Annotated in this window: 17 protein-coding genes and 2 riboswitches; of the genes, 8 read left to right on the top strand and 9 right to left on the bottom strand. The window is 33.4% G+C overall.

Annotated features, from left to right (window positions below; translation table 11 throughout):
• Positions 1 to 26: 26 nt before the first annotated feature.
• Complete coding sequence (locus CAB05_RS03175; protein WP_087998356.1) at positions 27 to 413, bottom strand: RidA family protein; 387 nt, start codon at positions 411 to 413, stop codon at positions 27 to 29.
• Between the two features lie 279 nt (positions 414 to 692).
• Here CAB05_RS03175 and miaA point away from each other — a divergent pair, with 279 nt between their 5' ends.
• The 3 genes from miaA to CAB05_RS03160 all read left to right on the top strand — a co-directional run bounded on the left by miaA (position 693) and on the right by CAB05_RS03160 (position 2,700).
• Positions 693 to 1,655 (top strand): tRNA (adenosine(37)-N6)-dimethylallyltransferase MiaA, encoded by a 963-nt coding sequence (miaA, locus tag CAB05_RS03170; protein WP_371870397.1) that lies wholly within the window; start codon positions 693 to 695, stop codon positions 1,653 to 1,655.
• 23 nt (positions 1,656 to 1,678) lie between these two features.
• Positions 1,679 to 1,900 (top strand): RNA chaperone Hfq, encoded by a 222-nt coding sequence (gene hfq, locus CAB05_RS03165; protein ID WP_056470298.1) that lies wholly within the window; start codon positions 1,679 to 1,681, stop codon positions 1,898 to 1,900.
• A gap of 179 nt (positions 1,901 to 2,079) precedes the next feature.
• On the top strand, positions 2,080 to 2,700 hold the full coding sequence (locus CAB05_RS03160) for an FMN-binding negative transcriptional regulator (RefSeq protein ID WP_087998354.1): 621 nt from the start codon (positions 2,080 to 2,082) through the stop codon (positions 2,698 to 2,700).
• A gap of 65 nt (positions 2,701 to 2,765) precedes the next feature.
• Here CAB05_RS03160 and CAB05_RS03155 read toward each other — a convergent pair whose 3' ends face one another.
• Positions 2,766 to 3,737 carry a tyrosine-type recombinase/integrase gene (locus CAB05_RS03155; protein ID WP_087998610.1) on the bottom strand — a complete coding sequence of 324 codons (972 nt, stop codon included), beginning with the start codon at positions 3,735 to 3,737 and terminating at the stop codon, positions 2,766 to 2,768.
• Between the two features lie 263 nt (positions 3,738 to 4,000).
• On the opposite strand from CAB05_RS03155, the gene spoVK reads away from it, so the two are divergent.
• Positions 4,001 to 4,945 carry a stage V sporulation protein K gene (gene spoVK / locus CAB05_RS03150; RefSeq protein WP_087998353.1) on the top strand — a complete coding sequence of 315 codons (945 nt, stop codon included), beginning with the start codon at positions 4,001 to 4,003 and terminating at the stop codon, positions 4,943 to 4,945.
• Positions 4,946 to 5,016: 71 nt separating this feature from the next.
• Here the strand turns inward: spoVK and CAB05_RS03145 are convergent, their stop codons facing one another.
• Positions 5,017 to 5,652 carry a trimeric intracellular cation channel family protein gene (locus CAB05_RS03145; RefSeq protein WP_235821351.1) on the bottom strand — a complete coding sequence of 212 codons (636 nt, stop codon included), beginning with the start codon at positions 5,650 to 5,652 and terminating at the stop codon, positions 5,017 to 5,019.
• Positions 5,653 to 5,775: 123 nt separating this feature from the next.
• Between CAB05_RS03145 and hflX the strand changes: the two genes are divergently transcribed.
• The 3 genes from hflX to CAB05_RS03130 all read left to right on the top strand — a co-directional run bounded on the left by hflX (position 5,776) and on the right by CAB05_RS03130 (position 8,924).
• A complete protein-coding gene (hflX, locus tag CAB05_RS03140; RefSeq protein WP_087998351.1) occupies positions 5,776 to 7,044 on the top strand; it encodes a GTPase HflX in 1,269 nt (422 codons plus the stop codon).
• A 4-nt stretch (positions 7,045 to 7,048) separates the two neighbouring features.
• A complete protein-coding gene (locus CAB05_RS03135) occupies positions 7,049 to 8,323 on the top strand; it encodes a methionine gamma-lyase family protein (protein ID WP_087998350.1) in 1,275 nt (424 codons plus the stop codon).
• Positions 8,324 to 8,585: 262 nt separating this feature from the next.
• Positions 8,586 to 8,924 (top strand): zinc ribbon domain-containing protein YjdM, encoded by a 339-nt coding sequence (locus CAB05_RS03130; protein WP_087998349.1) that lies wholly within the window; start codon positions 8,586 to 8,588, stop codon positions 8,922 to 8,924.
• A 190-nt stretch (positions 8,925 to 9,114) separates the two neighbouring features.
• Here CAB05_RS03130 and yjeM read toward each other — a convergent pair whose 3' ends face one another.
• The 6 genes from yjeM to CAB05_RS03100 all read right to left on the bottom strand — a co-directional run bounded on the left by yjeM (position 9,115) and on the right by CAB05_RS03100 (position 15,304).
• Entirely contained in the window at positions 9,115 to 10,611 is a 1,497-nt protein-coding gene (gene yjeM / locus CAB05_RS03125; RefSeq protein WP_268876372.1) for a glutamate/gamma-aminobutyrate family transporter YjeM, read from the bottom strand.
• Between the two features lie 220 nt (positions 10,612 to 10,831).
• Positions 10,832 to 11,362, bottom strand: coding sequence for an acireductone dioxygenase (gene mtnD, locus CAB05_RS03120; protein WP_087998347.1), 531 nt, complete (start codon positions 11,360 to 11,362; stop codon positions 10,832 to 10,834).
• A gap of 20 nt (positions 11,363 to 11,382) precedes the next feature.
• Complete coding sequence (locus CAB05_RS03115; protein ID WP_087998346.1) at positions 11,383 to 12,009, bottom strand: methylthioribulose 1-phosphate dehydratase; 627 nt, start codon at positions 12,007 to 12,009, stop codon at positions 11,383 to 11,385.
• On the bottom strand, positions 12,006 to 12,659 hold the full coding sequence (locus CAB05_RS03110) for a 2-hydroxy-3-keto-5-methylthiopentenyl-1-phosphate phosphatase (protein WP_087998345.1): 654 nt from the start codon (positions 12,657 to 12,659) through the stop codon (positions 12,006 to 12,008). The genes CAB05_RS03115 and CAB05_RS03110 overlap by 4 nt, the downstream gene beginning before the upstream one ends.
• A 4-nt stretch (positions 12,660 to 12,663) precedes the next feature.
• Complete coding sequence (mtnW, locus tag CAB05_RS03105) at positions 12,664 to 13,884, bottom strand: 2,3-diketo-5-methylthiopentyl-1-phosphate enolase (protein ID WP_087998344.1); 1,221 nt, start codon at positions 13,882 to 13,884, stop codon at positions 12,664 to 12,666.
• Between the two features lie 67 nt (positions 13,885 to 13,951).
• A riboswitch (SAM riboswitch) is annotated at positions 13,952 to 14,057 on the bottom strand.
• 65 nt (positions 14,058 to 14,122) lie between these two features.
• On the bottom strand, positions 14,123 to 15,304 hold the full coding sequence (locus CAB05_RS03100; RefSeq protein ID WP_087998609.1) for a pyridoxal phosphate-dependent aminotransferase: 1,182 nt from the start codon (positions 15,302 to 15,304) through the stop codon (positions 14,123 to 14,125).
• Positions 15,305 to 15,440: 136 nt separating this feature from the next.
• Here CAB05_RS03100 and CAB05_RS03095 point away from each other — a divergent pair, with 136 nt between their 5' ends.
• Positions 15,441 to 16,235, top strand: coding sequence for a carbon-nitrogen family hydrolase (locus CAB05_RS03095; RefSeq protein ID WP_087998608.1), 795 nt, complete (start codon positions 15,441 to 15,443; stop codon positions 16,233 to 16,235).
• Between the two features lie 51 nt (positions 16,236 to 16,286).
• Positions 16,287 to 16,444, top strand: a riboswitch (SAM riboswitch).
• The last annotated feature ends 44 nt before the right edge of the window (positions 16,445 to 16,488 follow it).

The following is a 16,488-nucleotide window of genomic DNA, read 5'->3' as shown; positions in this document are numbered from 1 at the left end:
ACAGTCTGAAAGATCTTCTTTTTCCATTAACGTGCAGCCCAAGCTTCTATTTCAATTTTAATGTCAGGATTAGCTAACGCAGTAACGTAGGCTAATGTTGTAGCAGGCGGATTTCCATTATGGAATTCATTCCATTTTTCAATATAAAATGTACGGTCAATAGTTTCAGTCAACCAAAAATTAATTTTAAAGATATTTTTTACATCAACATCTTCACTTTCAAGTATAGCTTTAATATTTTCTAATGCATTTGCAAACTGATTTTCAATATCTTTAGGTAAAATTCCATCTTTGTCATTGCCGATTTGTCCTGATAGTACAATTAAATCAGCTTCTTTTGGTATTACAGTTACATGATGATATGCAGCAATTGGTGGCGAAACATTATTAGGATTAGCTTTCTTGATTTCCATTGTAAATCTCCTCTAACATTATGATTTTGTTTATTTATATTATACTAATTTTTGAACATTCTATAAATTACCAATCAATGAAACTATGATGAAATTGTCGATAGGTTATGTCATTAATTTGTGTATACGCTCCAAATATTACGTAATTTTAAATAATGTGATATATTTCACAAATATTTGGAGTTTTTGTATAAATATGGTATAACTAAAGTAAGTTATGTATTTAAAAAAATGATCAAGGGTATAATGCAATAGGTTGTATAGAAAGGCGTATATGTGATTACAATGGTAAATATGCAAAAAGTAATAGTCATCGTAGGACCTACTGCTGTAGGAAAAACTAAATTAAGTATTGAATTAGCAAAAGCTATTAATGGTGAGATTATTAATGGAGATGCAACACAAGTATATAAAGAATTGGATATAGGAGCTGCTAAAATTTCCGAAGCAGAAATGGAAGGTATTCCACATCATTTAATTGATTTTCTAGATCCAAAAGCTTCTTTTACAGTTGCAGACTTTCAAACTTTAGCAAGAGAAAAAATAGATGAAATTACAAAAAGAGGGAAAACACCAATTATCGTTGGTGGTACTGGTTTATACATTCAAAGCGTTCTAACGGATTATGAATTTGCAGAGCAAGAAGGCGATGAGCACCTTCGAAATCAACTTGAAAGTTTTGCAATGGTATATGGAAATCGAGCATTGCATGATCAGTTAAAAGAGGTTGACCCAGAAAGTGCTAAACAAATACATATGAATAATGTTAGAAGAGTGATTCGAGCGATTGAAGTTTTTAAATTAACAGGTCAAAAATTTTCGGATACGGCTTTTAACAAAGAACCAGAATATTTATATGATGCTATAATGATTGGCTTAACAATGGACCGAGAATTACTTTACAGTCGAATTAATTTAAGAGTGGATATGATGATGGATGCTGGCTTAATGAATGAAGCAAAAATGCTTTATGAAAAGGGTATTCAAAATTGTCAATCTGTTCAAGCAATTGGATATAAGGAGCTTTATGATTATTTTGACGGTATTCTAACTGAGGATGAAGCCATTAATTTAATTAAACAAAGTTCTAGAAGATATGCAAAAAGACAAATGACATGGTTTAGAAATAAAATGAACATTCATTGGTTTGATATGGATGAACATAATTTTAATATAAAAAAACAGGAAATTTTCGCTCTACTTGAAGGAAAGGGTTATTTTATCTCGAATAAATATAGGTAGAGGTAGAAGAGGAGGAAAAGGACATGAAAACATCAATCAATATTCAAGATCAGTTCTTAAACCAATTGCGTAAAGACAATCTAGCAGTCACAGTATTTTTACTAAATGGTTTCCAAATTAAAGGGAAAGTAAAAAGCTTTGATAACTTCACGGTATTGTTAGATGTTGAAGGAAAACAACAATTAATATATAAACACGCAATTTCAACGTTTGTACCTTCAAAAAACGTACAAATTGAAATGTAATATAAATTGTACAAAAAAGAGCATTGATCCTATGGTCAATGCTTTTATTTGTTGATTCCAGGATTTCGTTTAAAATCAAAAAAAAGTTTTGATTGCCTCGCTCAACATTTTTATTAATTTATGAACAAGTAGATTGATAACATTATTATGTAAACTAAAAAAAGACAGGGGGTTAATGGGTGTATATTCCAAAAGAATTTAAAGAAGAAGATATGAAGCAAATGATTAAGGAAATAAAACAAGCAGGATTTGGAATTTTACTATCTAATAGTCAAGATCAAGGAAATAGAATTGCTGCTACACATTTACCATTTATCGTTCAAGAAGAGTTAGGTAAATTATATTTGATTACTCATTTAGCAAAACCGAATCCTCAATGGAAGACATTAGAAGGTGAAGAATGCTTAGTCATTTTTCAAGGACCACATGCATACGTTTCTGCATCTTGGTATGAGGAAAAGAATACAGTGTCTACATGGAATTACACAGCGATTCATGTTTATGGGAAAGTTAGTGTTATTAATGAAGTGAATAAAATGAGAGAAATCGTCTTACATACTACTGATTATTTCGAAAAAGACTTTGCTGAAAAATGGCAATATGAAGAACACCAAGAATATGTTGAAAAATTATTATCGGGCATTGTATGTTTGAAAATCGAAGTAACTGAATGTCTTGGAAAGAAGAAATTAAGTCAAAATCATTCATTTGATCGTAGAGAAAAAGTAATTTCTGCTTTAGAAAATGAAAAGAAATACCAATCAAAAGAAATTGCAGAATTAATGAAAGAAAGACTTTAATGTTGAAAAAGAGCTATGAATATACTGATGGGAAAAGAACCATTTAATATTCATAACTCTTTTTATTAGTTTATTAATTTATCGTCTTCTAAATATTGAAAGAATCGCTTTAATGATACTGACGTTTTAAATCCAACTAATTGTTTTAGTTCTTCTAACTGCAGACCTTCCTTCATTTTACGGAGAATAAACGTATTACGAAGGTGCTGCGAACATAATCCTTTCCTAAGACCTGCTCTTTTCACTTCAAGTCTTAGCATTTTTTGAAAAGCAATTTCAGTAAGTGCTTTCGGGGAATCATCATCATATACCCAGTGAAAAGTCATCCGGTTAAAATCAAATGCCACAAAAAGTGGATGAGTTGAATGGTAATGAGGTCTTACTGGCTCTGGAATCGTCACAAAATATTCATACAAGCGGATGCGATCTTCCTTTTCTAAACGAATTAACCTCTTTATGCCATCTTTACTATGTACAGTCAATTCATTTTGCGCAAAATTTATATCTCTCATTTGGAGGTCGATACATTCTTTTAACGATAATCCGTAATAGAGCATAAGTCGAATCATAATATCATTTCGATCCATTAAATAAGGTCTTGCTTTTAACTGTTTGTCTGATAAATCTATTGATGACTTGAGAATTGAAAGTAATTGTTTTTCTTCACTGTCGGAAATAAAATCGTCCGTTGAAAGGGCTCTAGATGGTCCAGCAGAATAGTTTGTGAAGGGAATAATGTTTTGAATGGATGGATCATTTAATTGTAAGAACTTATAAAACTGATTTAATACAACATAGATCCGATGCATTGTCTTTTCGTTATAGTTACGATCAGTTGTCAAATATTGAAAGTATTCATTAAAATTGCTAATTGTAAGGGCATCAAGGCTTATCTCTTTTTTTCTAAAATATCGAAAACAATCTTCTAAATCATAACAATAGCGTTTAATTGTAGATTCTTTCCTACCTTTACTATTTAAGTGAGAGGCAAATTGCAAGATGACATCTTTACTGTTTAACTTTAATTGTTTTGTCAACGCCAAATGAATCAACTCTTCTCTTTTTGCTTAATTATAACAAATTATGTGGAACATTTAGTAAAGTTTAGAAAACTTATCCAATAAATCTCATTGTTTGAGAGAAAAATTGTCTTGAAACGTAATTTTCATACATATAATAGTAAAAACGTAAATAGGAAATTTCTCGGGAAAGCGCAAAATACGATACTTTATGAGTTATTTCGAGAAATTATCATAAACAAAATCAGATTTTGTCGGCAGAATAAAGAGAGGTGTCATGTTTGGAGCAACCTATTCGTTTGAAGGATAACGGTCAAATAAATGTTGTGCTAAATACAATGAAAAGAGGAGAGGTTTCTCCAAATTCCATCGTTGAAACAGTCCAAAAGCCTAAACATGAATTATTGGTTGAAATCGATGAACAACTAAGACATTTAATTGGAATGGAAGAAATTAAAACAATGATTCATGAAATATATGCTTGGATCTTTATTAATAAAAAAAGGGAAGAATTGAATTTAAAGGCTGAAAAACAAGTGTTGCATATGCTGTTCAAAGGAAATCCAGGTACAGGAAAAACTACTGTTGCGAGAGTCATTGGTCAATTATTTCTTAAAATGGGCGTTCTTTCAAAAGGGCATTTAATAGAGGCAGAAAGAGCGGATTTGGTTGGAGAGTATATAGGACATACTGCTCAAAAAACACGTGATTTAGTCAAAAAAGCAAATGGTGGAATCCTTTTTATTGATGAAGCATACTCGTTAGGCCGAGGCGGAGAAAAGGACTTTGGTAAGGAAGCTATTGATACGCTTGTAAAGCATATGGAGGATAAACACGGTGACTTTGTATTAATATTAGCCGGTTATTCTTCTGAAATGGACTATTTTTTAAGTCTTAATCCAGGGTTGAAATCAAGATTCCCTTTTATATTAGAATTCCAAGATTATAATGTAAAAGAATTAATGGATATTTCTAAAAAGATGTTTGTTGATCGAGAATATATATTATCTCGAGAAGCAGAATTTCGTTTAAGGGATTTTATTTCAAAAGCAAAAATTGAGAACCGACAGCACTTTAGTAATGGTCGTTTCGTTCGAAATATAGTTGAAAAATCCATACGATCTCAAGCAACAAGATTGGTTTTAGAATCTGAATTTAATCGTGAGATCTTAATGAGAATTGAAGAAAAAGATTTAACGGTTAGCGATAAAAAAGAAAGTATTTAGTTAATATAAGAGGCAATTATCTAAAAGATTTTGCTTTTTAGAAATAACTCATATTAAAAAGACAGTCACCTCTAAAGGTGACTGTCTGTGTTTACACTAGTATTTTGAAAGTTAGATCGTTTTGGTAAACTCCATTTATAATGTACTGACAGTAGTCTCAATATAAATATTGCAAAAAATAATAATAATTGTTGAAGATTACCTGTTATATACTCATTTCCAATTAATACACCGACAATAATTGCCCAAAATGCATATACTTCTGAATGTAATACCATTGGTTTTCTTTTTGCAAGTAAATCTCGAACGATTCCGCCACCAATTCCTGTTAAAACTGCAGCAACAATGACTGCGCTAACAGGTAGGCTTAATTCCATAGCGTAGTTCGCACCTAAAATAGCAAAAGCTGATAATCCAATTGAATCAAAAAGTATTTCTAATTTTTTGAATGGTTTAATTGAAAGATGTGGAAAGAAAAATATGATTGTCATAGCAATAAGTGCTATCGTAAAATTGGTTGTTTGGTTCCATAAAAAGTTAATTGGATAACCTATTAATAAATTACGAAGCGCACCGCCTCCAAAGGCAGTAGCAAAGCCCAATATATAAACGCCGAATAAATCGTAGTCTTCTTCCATAGCAACGACTGCACCACTTAAGGCAAAGGAAATAGTTCCAATAATACTAAAAAGTTCCCATGTTTCCAAGAAGCAATTCCCCCGATAGAATAAATAGATGAAAATTAATCCAGATATCATTATAATAAAGAGACAGTTAAGAGTAAAGAACAATTATTAGTTTGACAATTGTTTACAGAAAGAAGGAATTTTGTGTCTAATGAATCGAGAGAAAGAGCCATATTAGTTGGATGTCAGCTTCAAAATGTAGATGACGAAAGATTCCACTATTCGATGGAGGAATTAGCATCATTAACGAAAACTGCAAATGGAGAAGTTGTTCTTGTAACTTCTCAAAAGAGAACTAAATATCATTCAGCTTTATACATAGGTACTGGTAAGGTAGAAGAACTAGAAGCGGCAATTGAAGAGCTAGAGCCTGAAGTCGTTATTTTTAATAATGAATTAACGCCTTCTCAAATTCGAAATCTTTCAGCTAGATTAGGTACAAGAGTAATCGACCGTACACAACTTATTTTAGATATCTTTGCACAAAGAGCTAAAACAAAAGAAGGTAAACTTCAAGTAGAATTAGCTCAGCTTCAATATTTAATGCCTAGATTAGTTGGGCAAGGGACAGAGCTTTCACGTCTTGGTGGTGGGATTGGAACAAGAGGTCCTGGTGAAACGAAACTAGAATCGGATCGACGTCATATACGAAAACGAATCGATGATATCAAGCAACAATTAAAAGTTGTTGTGGAACATAGAAAAAGATATCGTGAACGTCGTAAGAAAAATGAAATGTTTCATATTTCATTAGTCGGATATACAAATGCAGGTAAATCGACTTTATTTAATCGACTAACGAAATCAGATGTTTATGAACAAGATTTATTATTTGCTACATTAGATCCTACAACTCGTAAATTTGTTTTATCAAACGGAATGACAACATTACTTACTGATACAGTAGGATTTATTCAAGATTTACCGACTTCTTTAATTGCAGCATTTCGTTCTACTTTAGAAGAAGCAACAGAAGCAGATTTTATTTTACACGTTGTTGATGCGTCACATGAGAATTATAAAAGTCATGAGATCACAGTTTCTAAATTATTAAACGATTTAGAAGTTAAAAATATTCCAATCCTCACAGTTTATAATAAAATCGATCAAGTACATGAGGGCTTCGTTCCTTCTCCTGAAGAAGGTTTCATCGAAATGAGTGCACTAAGTGAAAATGATCTTGAAAAACTTCGCCATAGAATTGAATCAGATTGCAAGCAATATATGGAGCACTATGAGGCTTTTGTTCCAGCAACTGAAGGCAAGCTAATACATGATATGAAAAAACTTACATTAATCGATGATATAAGGTTTGATGAAGAAAATGAGATTTATCAGTTAACAGGTTACGTGTTTAAAGAACACTCAATATATGACACAGTAAAAAGATATCGAAATTATAAGGAGCAATAATCGAATGCTAGAATTTTTAACACATGGGGAAAAACTTGCACCATTAGTAGCAGATGTAGAAAAAATGATTTCAGAACGTCATAAAGAAATAGAAGAGGTTATTGAGTATAACCAATTTAGAGTATTACAAAGTTTCCGTAAGCATAAGGTAAGTGATAGTCATTTTATCCCAACAACAGGTTATGGATATGACGATATCGGTCGAGACACATTAGAAGAAATTTTCGCTGATGTTTTAGGAGGAGAAGCTGGTTTAGTAAGACCTCAAATCATTTCTGGTACACATGCGATTTCTACTGCGCTTTTTGGTGTGCTTAGACCTGGTGATGAATTACTTTATATTACGGGGAAACCTTATGATACACTTGAAGAAATTGTTGGAATTCGTGGTGAAAGTGGAAATGGTTCATTAAAGGATTTCGGGATTGGTTACGAAGCAATTGATTTAGTTAATGATCGTCGAATCAATTACGAAAAAGTAGCTAATAAAATGACAAGTAAAACAAAGGTAATTGGGATCCAAAGATCAAAAGGGTATGGCACTCGTCCATCTTTTACAATTGAACAAATTAAGGAAATGATTTTATTTGTAAAAGAAATCGATTCAAATGTAATTGTATTTGTAGATAATTGTTATGGTGAATTTGTAGAAAAATTAGAGCCATGTCATGTTGGATCGGATTTAATGGCAGGATCTCTAATCAAAAATCCTGGTGGAGGATTAGCTAAAACAGGTGGTTATATTGTTGGTAGAAAAGACTTAGTCGAAAAATGTGGCTATCGTTTAACTTCTCCAGGTATAGGTAGAGAAGCCGGCGCATCATTATATGCATTACAGGATATGTATCATGGCTTCTTTATGGCTCCACATATCACTGGTCAAGCATTAAAAGGTGCAATATTTACTGCGGCATTTTTAGAAAAACTTGGAATGAATACAAATCCATCATGGGATGCTACAAGAACAGATCTAATTCAATCTGTACAATTTGATGATAAAGATAAAATGATTGCATTCTGCCAAGCAATTCAAGCAGCTTCGCCAATCAATGCACACTTTACACCTACAGCAAACTATATGCCGGGATATGAGGATGATGTTATTATGGCAGCAGGTACGTTTATTCAAGGTGCAAGTATCGAACTGACTGCAGATGGTCCAATTAGACCTCCTTATATTGCCTATGTACAAGGTGGTTTAACTTATGCGCATGTTAAAATTGCGATTTGTTCTGCTGTTAATTCTTTAATCGAGAAAGAATTATTAACGATGAAATAAACAAAAACAGCCCATCCTTTCTTTAGAAGAATGGGCTGTTTTTTTATGAAAATAAATGGGGGGCATACTTTCATAAGTTTGTTTCAAAGGGTTATACTTTATATTTGGTATCTTACATTCGAATTCTTAATTTTTCCTTAAAGAATATAAAAGAGTTGATTTGTAAAAAGACTTGTCAATTTTCATAGATTATGACAGTATAGAGAAGATTAATTAACGAAAGAATCGTTTTATTTATTTAATTACCGGAGGACTTGAAACTATGTTAGAATTACCAAATTGCCCAAAATGCCAGTCTCAATATACATATGAAGATGGAAGTTTATTAATTTGTCCTGAATGTGGCCATGAGTGGACACTTGATCAAGCAAATGAAAATGATGAAGTGAAAGTTGTGAAAGATTCGAATGGAAATGTGTTAAATGATGGTGATTCAGTAACTGTCATTAAGGATTTAAAAGTAAAGGGTACTTCATTAGTCGTGAAAATCGGAACAAAAGTAAAAAGCATCCGTTTAGTAGAAGGTGACCATGACATTGATTGCAAAATCGAAGGATTCGGTGCGATGAAATTAAAATCTGAGTTTGTTAAGAAGATATAAAGTTGTCAGACTATTGACAAACGCTCGCTTTCTTCGTCTGCTTGCGGTGCTCATTACCGTCTAAGGTAACTCCGCTCCACATCAGTCTTCGCGCCTAGAAAGACAAGCGTTTTCAATTAGTCTGAATCACTTGGTTTTTGTACATTGTCAACAACTGAGACCACAATACGTGGTCTTTTTTTTGGAATTTCTACGCTATATTTTTATGTTCGTGAGATTTTTTTCTACTTCTAGTTAAGATAAGTAAAGCTAATATAGAAAAGAAAATTGGTCCAGCAATCATCCAAATAGTCGAGTTGTAATCTCCGTCAATCATTGGTTGGATGATTGTAAAAAAGTTTGCAAATCCAACGACTAAAATGACAAGGATACTTGCAAATAAAGCGGAAGAGTAAGATTTGAAAATTTCAAATGGTTTTTCAATCTGTTCATTCTTCTTAAACATTGGATAGGCTATGCCTAAAAAGATATAAGGTAGAGTCATTGAGACATTTGTCATTAATGTTAATTTATTAAAAAATGAAGATGCTCCTTCTCCTCCAAATGAAGTTAGAAGAATGATAAATGCGACGATTGAAAATTGTACCCACATTGCATTGACTGGCATGCCAATTCGATTCGTTTCTGATAATTTTGAAGGCCATAAATACTTCGGTGTACCTTTAATAATGGTTTTCAATGGAGCATAAATAAGTGTGAAAAACGCACCTGTATATGCAAAAAACATTGATAATCCTGTTACTCTTGCAAACCAAGTTCCAACTAAATCTGCTGTTCCAGCTGAGAGATTAAAAGCATTTCCGAATTCTAAGCCTAAATTATACATTAACACATATGTTATATTCCCTAAATTTGTCGTTTCTGCACTTAATGCGCTTGTCCAGTTAATAAAAATTCCACATAGGAAAATACCAAGGGAATAACCGATGGAAATAATAATAGCCGAAATTGTAATTCCTTTTGGGAAGTTACGTTCAGCATTTTCTGTTTGATCTACTAATCCACCGATTGCTTCTAACCCTCCATAAGCAAAAATAGCAAAAACAACAAATGATAAAACAGCTAACGTCGAAAGATAATTAGGATTTGGAGAATTTGTGAAAGCTGAAAAGTCATTGATTGGTTGCGCTAATTTTCCGCCATTTAATATAAAAATGATAATACTTGAAATCAATAACACTAAATTTAATGAGGTAACGGCGACTCCACCAATTGATGTCACTTTACTAATTTTTTCGATTCCTTTTGATGCGAAAAATGTAACGACAAACATCCATAGTAAAGCTAATAGACCGATAGACTGAGTCGATGAAAGACCAAGAATTGATAAATTTTGTGTCCGATCTGCCCCAAAAATAAACGTGGACAATGGAATCCACACCTTTGAAGCGACGCTAACCATCCAAATGACGTACGAGGAAAACCACATAAATGTCCCGATAAATGCAAATCTAGGACCGACCGAATCTGACATCCACGTATAAATCCCACCTTCAGATTTTTTATATGCAGCACCAAATTCTGCCATCATAAAAGCGAAGGGGATAAAGAATGTAATTGCAGAAATTAAATACCATGGAATTGCGCTATATCCCATCAAATAAAATGCGGTTGGAATATTTGCAAATCCATATACAGAAGTAAACACCATTAAAATTAAACCAAGTAACGAAAGTTTTTTACTCAGGGAGAATCACCTCAATAATACAAATTGTCCTGAAAGATATAGGAGTAAGCTTATTTTCTTCAAAAAGATTGAAAAAATACAAAGAGGGCATGTGAATGGAGAAAAGGAAGTGCTTTTTAAAAGAGGTCGTAAAGATAGGGGAGAATATAAAAAAGGGAATAAGTTCAAGATCATTTCGACCTTAAACCTATTCCTAAATTTTATCATACATATTTTTTTATTAGCCTTGTGTTACTTGCTCTTCATAAATTGGTACCCAGCCTTCAGTTGTAACGAATAATCTAACTGCAACAACTTTGCGATCTTCAGCTAGCGTGAAGTAGTGGCGTACATTTGGTGGTACTGAAATTAAGTCACCAGGGTTTAAGTTAACATGGAAGAAACCTTCGTTACCTTCAATGATAAAAGTACCGTGACCACTTACAATAAAGCGCACTTCATCGTCAGTATGGTGATGCTCACGATTGAAATTCTTTAACAACTCATCCAAGTTTGGAGTTGCATCAGAAAGAGAAATGATATCACTTGCTAAATAGCCGCGGCGAGTTGAAATACTATCTATTTCAGTTTTAAATGTTGCAAGAATTGAAGATTTTTCTTCATCAGAAAGAATGAATTTTTCTCTTAAAGATGGATCTAATTGTTCAATATTCCAGTTTTCATAAATAACACCTTGCTCTTCTAAATAAGACGTAACCTCAACATCATTCGTAATGTGAAAATCCTTTTTTTCTACCCAAATAGTTGCCATTGTTCATTCCTCCATAAGGTTCAATTTTTTATGAAAAGATTATTTAAACTTCCTTGTAAAGCATATTGAAATAAAAATTCATAAGCCTCTAAGTGTTTTTTTGCCTCAAAAGCTGATGTACCCCAAACTGTAATTCCATGATTATGGATGAGAACAGCTCCATGATCCTTTTTAATATGAGGTAGAAATTCCTCTGCTAAAGTAGGGATATGAGCATGGTTCTTGATAATCGGAATCGTTATTTCTGCATCTTCCTCCCATAAGCCTAAAGCCTTGATAATTTCAATTCCTGAAAATGATAATTCTTTTTGAACAGGAAAATTCTTTGTGATCAGATTGTTTGCGATTGTATGAACATGTAAAACACAAGTCGCATTAGTGTGCAAATAAATTAATCGATGCAAGATGCTTTCGGCAGATGGTTTTTTCGTTTCATCCCAAATGGATTGATCAAATTCGTTTAAAAGTAAAAAGTCATCATACGTATGTTTTGTTTTATCTTTACCACTTGTAGTGACTAAGAAATTTAAAGGGGCATCATTAACCTTGATTGATAAATTACCACTCGTACCTAAAAACCAATCTCTTTTTGCAAGAGTTTGTTTTATGTCACGAATTTCATCGTAACGTTTGAAAAATTCCTTCAAACTAAAACCTCCTTGTTTAACGCTGTTTGAATATCATGAAAATTTGTAAACGGAATATAAGGTAGACTTAATTCCTCACATTTTTCTATTAAGAAGTCTCTTGCAAAAATTAAGTTAGCCTCTTTAGCAATTTGTAAATCGGTAATGGAATCACCAATTACTATAATGAAATCATCTGAACTGCTAAACTTTCTCATAACAGAAGGCTTACACATACCACAATCATTTGAACAATGTTCATCACAAGAATGATCCCAATGTATGATCACGTTTTCGCTCGAAAAATCAGTTCGATTACATAACACATCCGAAGAGGGGAGGTAGTCAGCTAAAATGGGATGTACAAAAAAGTCTAGACCCCCACTTACAACTTTTAAATCATAATCGCTTTGTTTCACAAATTGGATGAAATCTTGAAAACCGTCTCTGATTTTCGTACTTTCTGTGACAAACTTAGTCATTTCTTCTTTTTTTGATGAAGGGATTGTGGAAAACATTTTTTCTACACCTTCACGAATCGAAATTTTTCCGCTTAAAACATCTGATGTTAAGACTTTTGCTGATGGTGAAGCGAATTGCTTAATTAAAGTTACGATGTTATCGCCTTCAGTGATCGTTCCATCAAAGTCACAAAAAATTTTTATTGCCATTCTTTTACCCCCATAGTTGCAAAGCCTTTTGAAGTGATGTATCTGGAAGTGCATATTCATTTAATTTAATTCCAGAAAGTGTTGCGGTAATAGCTTCTCTAAATGCATTTCCTCCGCCAATCGGACCATCTGGATGCCCATGAATTCCACCGCCGGCATTAATAACTTGGTCAATTCCGAAATCTTGAATTAAACTTGGAACTAAACCTGGATGAATACCAGCAGATGGAACCGGGAATGTTTCTTTTAATCCATTTTGTACCGTAAGATTTTCTGCAATTTTTAATGCAGTTTCTTTTTGTAAAGCAACAGACCCGTAAGGGGAAGGGAATAAGCTAAAGTCTGCTCCAGCAACACGTAATAATTTCCCTAATAATAAACCTGTATCAATCCCGTAAATAGGGGAAGCACTAAACGCTCCCGATACAGCAGGATGTGCCATGATCGGTACTTGAATTGATGGATCCTCAGCTAAACTTTGAAGGACATCAATTCCATAAGAGAAAACATTTAATAAAAATACATCAGCACCAGCTTCTGCAGCTTGTTTTGCTTTTTCTTTTAATTCGTATGTACGACCAGTTAAATTCACCGCATATAAGGTTTTATGACCAGTTTTTTCATACACTTGCTGTAAGACTTTTTTCCCTTGCGTAACTCGTTCTGTTAATGAAGTCACTGTATCAAATAGAATTTCGTCGTCTTTTATTAGGTCAACTCCGCCTAGGGCTTGTTTTTTTAATTCCTCTGAAATGTATTGAATATCTCTACCAATCACTGATTTGAAAATACTCATCAATAACGGACGATCATACACATCAATTTTTTCTCTGATGCCACTGATCCCAAATTTTGGTCCTGGGAATTGCTTTAAAATATCATCAGTAAAATTCAAGTCTACTAATTTAATTTCACCATCAAGTGATAATTTTCCAAAAACAGTTGTTAAGATTGCTGGAATATCCAATGAAAAATTTAAACTAGGATAATAGATTTCTATAAAGCCTTTTGTTGGTCTATGACCAAAGTATTCGGCAATATTGTCCTCACATTCGACTTCACGAATTGAAAGTACCTTACCTTTATGTTTTTGTAATTGAATTTGATCATTTTGAGGCAAAGATGTCCAAGAACCAACTGTCAATCCAAGTGCAATGGACTCTGCTTTTTTTTCTAAATGATGATTTTTGTCATAAACCTGGTACGTTGCTATTACACCACTCATTTCAAGACCTCCTCGGGTAATTAGTGAATAAAAACAAAAAACCTCTCACAAGGAGAGGTATACCTACACCTTATCTGTCAGCAAAATGCTGCGAGAATTAGCACCGTGCTATGCAATATAGCCGGTTGCCGGGTTTCATCGGGCTCGGTCCCTCCACCTACTCTGAATAAAGTAAATATTTAATTTTGAATTTTTAACATAATCGCATTATTTCACGAACAATTGGAATTGTCAAACATTAAATGTTTAAAAATATCTCAAGATTTTTTAAACGTGAAATGGCTTCTTCTAATCTGCTAGTGTCAGTCAACAGACCAACTCTAACATAGCCTTCTCCAAATTCACCGAAACCATTACCAGGCGCAACAGCAATATGAGCCTTTTCTAGTAACAGATCTGCAAATTCGGATGATGTAAATCCATTTGGTACTTTAAGCCAAGCGAAAAATGAACCAGCAGGGGCAGTTACATTCCATCCGATTTCTCGGCAACCCTTAATGAAAATATTTCTTCTTTCTTCGTAAAGGGATAATAATTCTTTAACACTATCCTGTGATTCAGTTAATGCAGCAGCGGCTGCTTCTTGAATTGCAGGAAATAAACTAACATAAAGATGGTCTTGTAATAAATTAATCGCTGAAACCACTTCTTTATTTCCAACGGCAAAACCAACTCGCCAACCTGCCATATTATAAGTTTTAGATAGTGTGTAAATTTCAATACCACAATCTTTTGAACCAGGAGTTTGAAGGAAACTGATTGGCTTTTTACCATCAAATCCAAATGCTCCATAAGCGAAATCATGGCATACTGTTATTTGATTATTTTTTGCCAATTGAACCGTTTCTTCAAAAAATTCTGATGTAGCAACTGCACCAGTAGGGTTATTAGGATAATTAATAAATAATATTTTACTAGCGTCTAAAACTTCTTGAGGAATCTTTTGATAGTCTGGTAAGAAATGATTTTCCTCAATCAACGGTAAAGTATATGGTACTGTTTTTGAAAGGGCAATTCCTGATAAATAGTCAGGATATCCTGGATCTGGAACTAAAATTGTATCGCCTTCATCACATAAACATAATGGCAGTTCAACTAAACCTGCTTTTCCACCAAATAAAATGGCTACTTCTTCTTCAGGATCTAGATCAACATCATACTCGCGTTTATAAAAATCGACGATTGCTTGTTTTAAACTGCTAATTCCTCGAAATGGAGAGTATTTATGAGTAATAGGATTTTCTACTGAGTTTTGTAGAGCTTTTATAATATGTTTTGGCGTTGGTTGGTCCGGATTACCTTGACCAAGATTAATAACATCATGACCATTTTTAATAGACTCATTTACCTTCATAACGAGAGAAGCAAAGAATTGCTTTGGTAGATTTTCTAATAATTTACTAGGTTTCAAGTTCATCACTCCAAAAATATAGTTCATTGATTTGTATGAATACAAGCCTTAAATTTCAAACAATGAATATTGCAATAACTTTCACCATCATATATGCTCATTTTAAAAATGTCTATAAAATTTAGAATAGGGTGAATATAAATTGATTAAGATTGCATGTATACAATCAGACGTTGTTTTAGGGGATTCTATTACTAATTCCATGAAGATGAAAGGCAAAATCATTGAGGCAATTAATCAACATGCAACAGTAATTGTGTTGCCAGAACTGTGGACGACCGGATATTGTTTAGAAGAAATTACGAAGCATACAGGTCAACAGGAATCTATTATTTCTGAACTTCAAACGATTGCTCGAAGTCATCAAGTGACAATCATAAGTGGTTCATTTCCAATTGAGCGTGAACATGGAGTGACAAATACATTAATCGTGATAAACAATGAAGGTGATGTGGTAAAAGAATATGACAAAGTCCATTTGTTCCAGTTGATGAACGAGCACCACTATTTACAGTCTGGAACTGACAATGGTTTATTTACCATCGATGGCTTAGAGGTAGCTGGTTTTGTTTGTTATGATTTGCGTTTTCCGGAATGGATTCAAACTCATGCTGTAAATGGCGCAAAAGTTTTGTTTTTTGTTGCTGAATGGCCTATTCAAAGAATGGAGCATTGGGAAACTTTACTAAAAGCACGTGCAATAGAAAACCAATGCTATGTTGTCGCATGTAATCGTGTTGGGAAAGATTTAGCGAATACATTTGGTGGAGGCTCGGTGCTGATTGATCCTTGGGGTGAAGTTTTAGTGAAAGGTTCTACCGAAGAAGAAATTATTTATGGAGAAATCGACCGAGGAAAAGTAGAGGAAATCCGCAATACCATCCCAATTTTTGAAGACAGAAAAGATGGAATTTATAAAAGTTTCAAAAAAAACGTTTGACAAACTAAAAAATAATCATCTACAATACGGTTATAAAATTTAATATGCGAACTCTTATTTCGAGTAGGCGGAGGGATTTGGCCCGATGATGCCCAGCAACCGACCATAATACCATTGTGAAATGGGGCGTAAATATACGCCTGAGCTTAAATGCTCAGCAAGGCACGGTGCTAATTCCAACAGAAAAGAAATTTTCTGGTAGATAAGAGACGAAAGCCAATTTCCGATTGCCCCTTTTCGTCTCGAGAAGGGG

It is taken from the genome of Gottfriedia solisilvae (genome assembly GCF_002128405.1).
Lineage (GTDB): Bacteria > Bacillota > Bacilli > Bacillales > Bacillaceae_G > Gottfriedia > Gottfriedia solisilvae.
The sequence above is the reverse complement of the archived record's forward strand: the minus strand, read 5'-3'. Positions and strand labels throughout refer to the sequence as shown.

Excerpts from the sequence above, each read along its gene's own strand:
- CAB05_RS03175 (WP_087998356.1), bottom strand. The coding sequence starts at position 413 with ATGGAAATCAAGAAAGCTAATCCTAATAATGTTTCGCCACCAATTGCT.
- hfq (WP_056470298.1), top strand. The coding sequence starts at position 1,679 with ATGAAAACATCAATCAATATTCAAGATCAGTTCTTAAACCAATTGCGT.
- CAB05_RS03135 (WP_087998350.1), top strand. The coding sequence starts at position 7,049 with ATGCTAGAATTTTTAACACATGGGGAAAAACTTGCACCATTAGTAGCA.
- CAB05_RS03130 (WP_087998349.1), top strand. The coding sequence starts at position 8,586 with ATGTTAGAATTACCAAATTGCCCAAAATGCCAGTCTCAATATACATAT.
- mtnD (WP_087998347.1), bottom strand. The coding sequence starts at position 11,362 with ATGGCAACTATTTGGGTAGAAAAAAAGGATTTTCACATTACGAATGAT.
- CAB05_RS03110 (WP_087998345.1), bottom strand. The coding sequence starts at position 12,659 with ATGGCAATAAAAATTTTTTGTGACTTTGATGGAACGATCACTGAAGGC.
- mtnW (WP_087998344.1), bottom strand. The coding sequence starts at position 13,884 with ATGAGTGGTGTAATAGCAACGTACCAGGTTTATGACAAAAATCATCAT.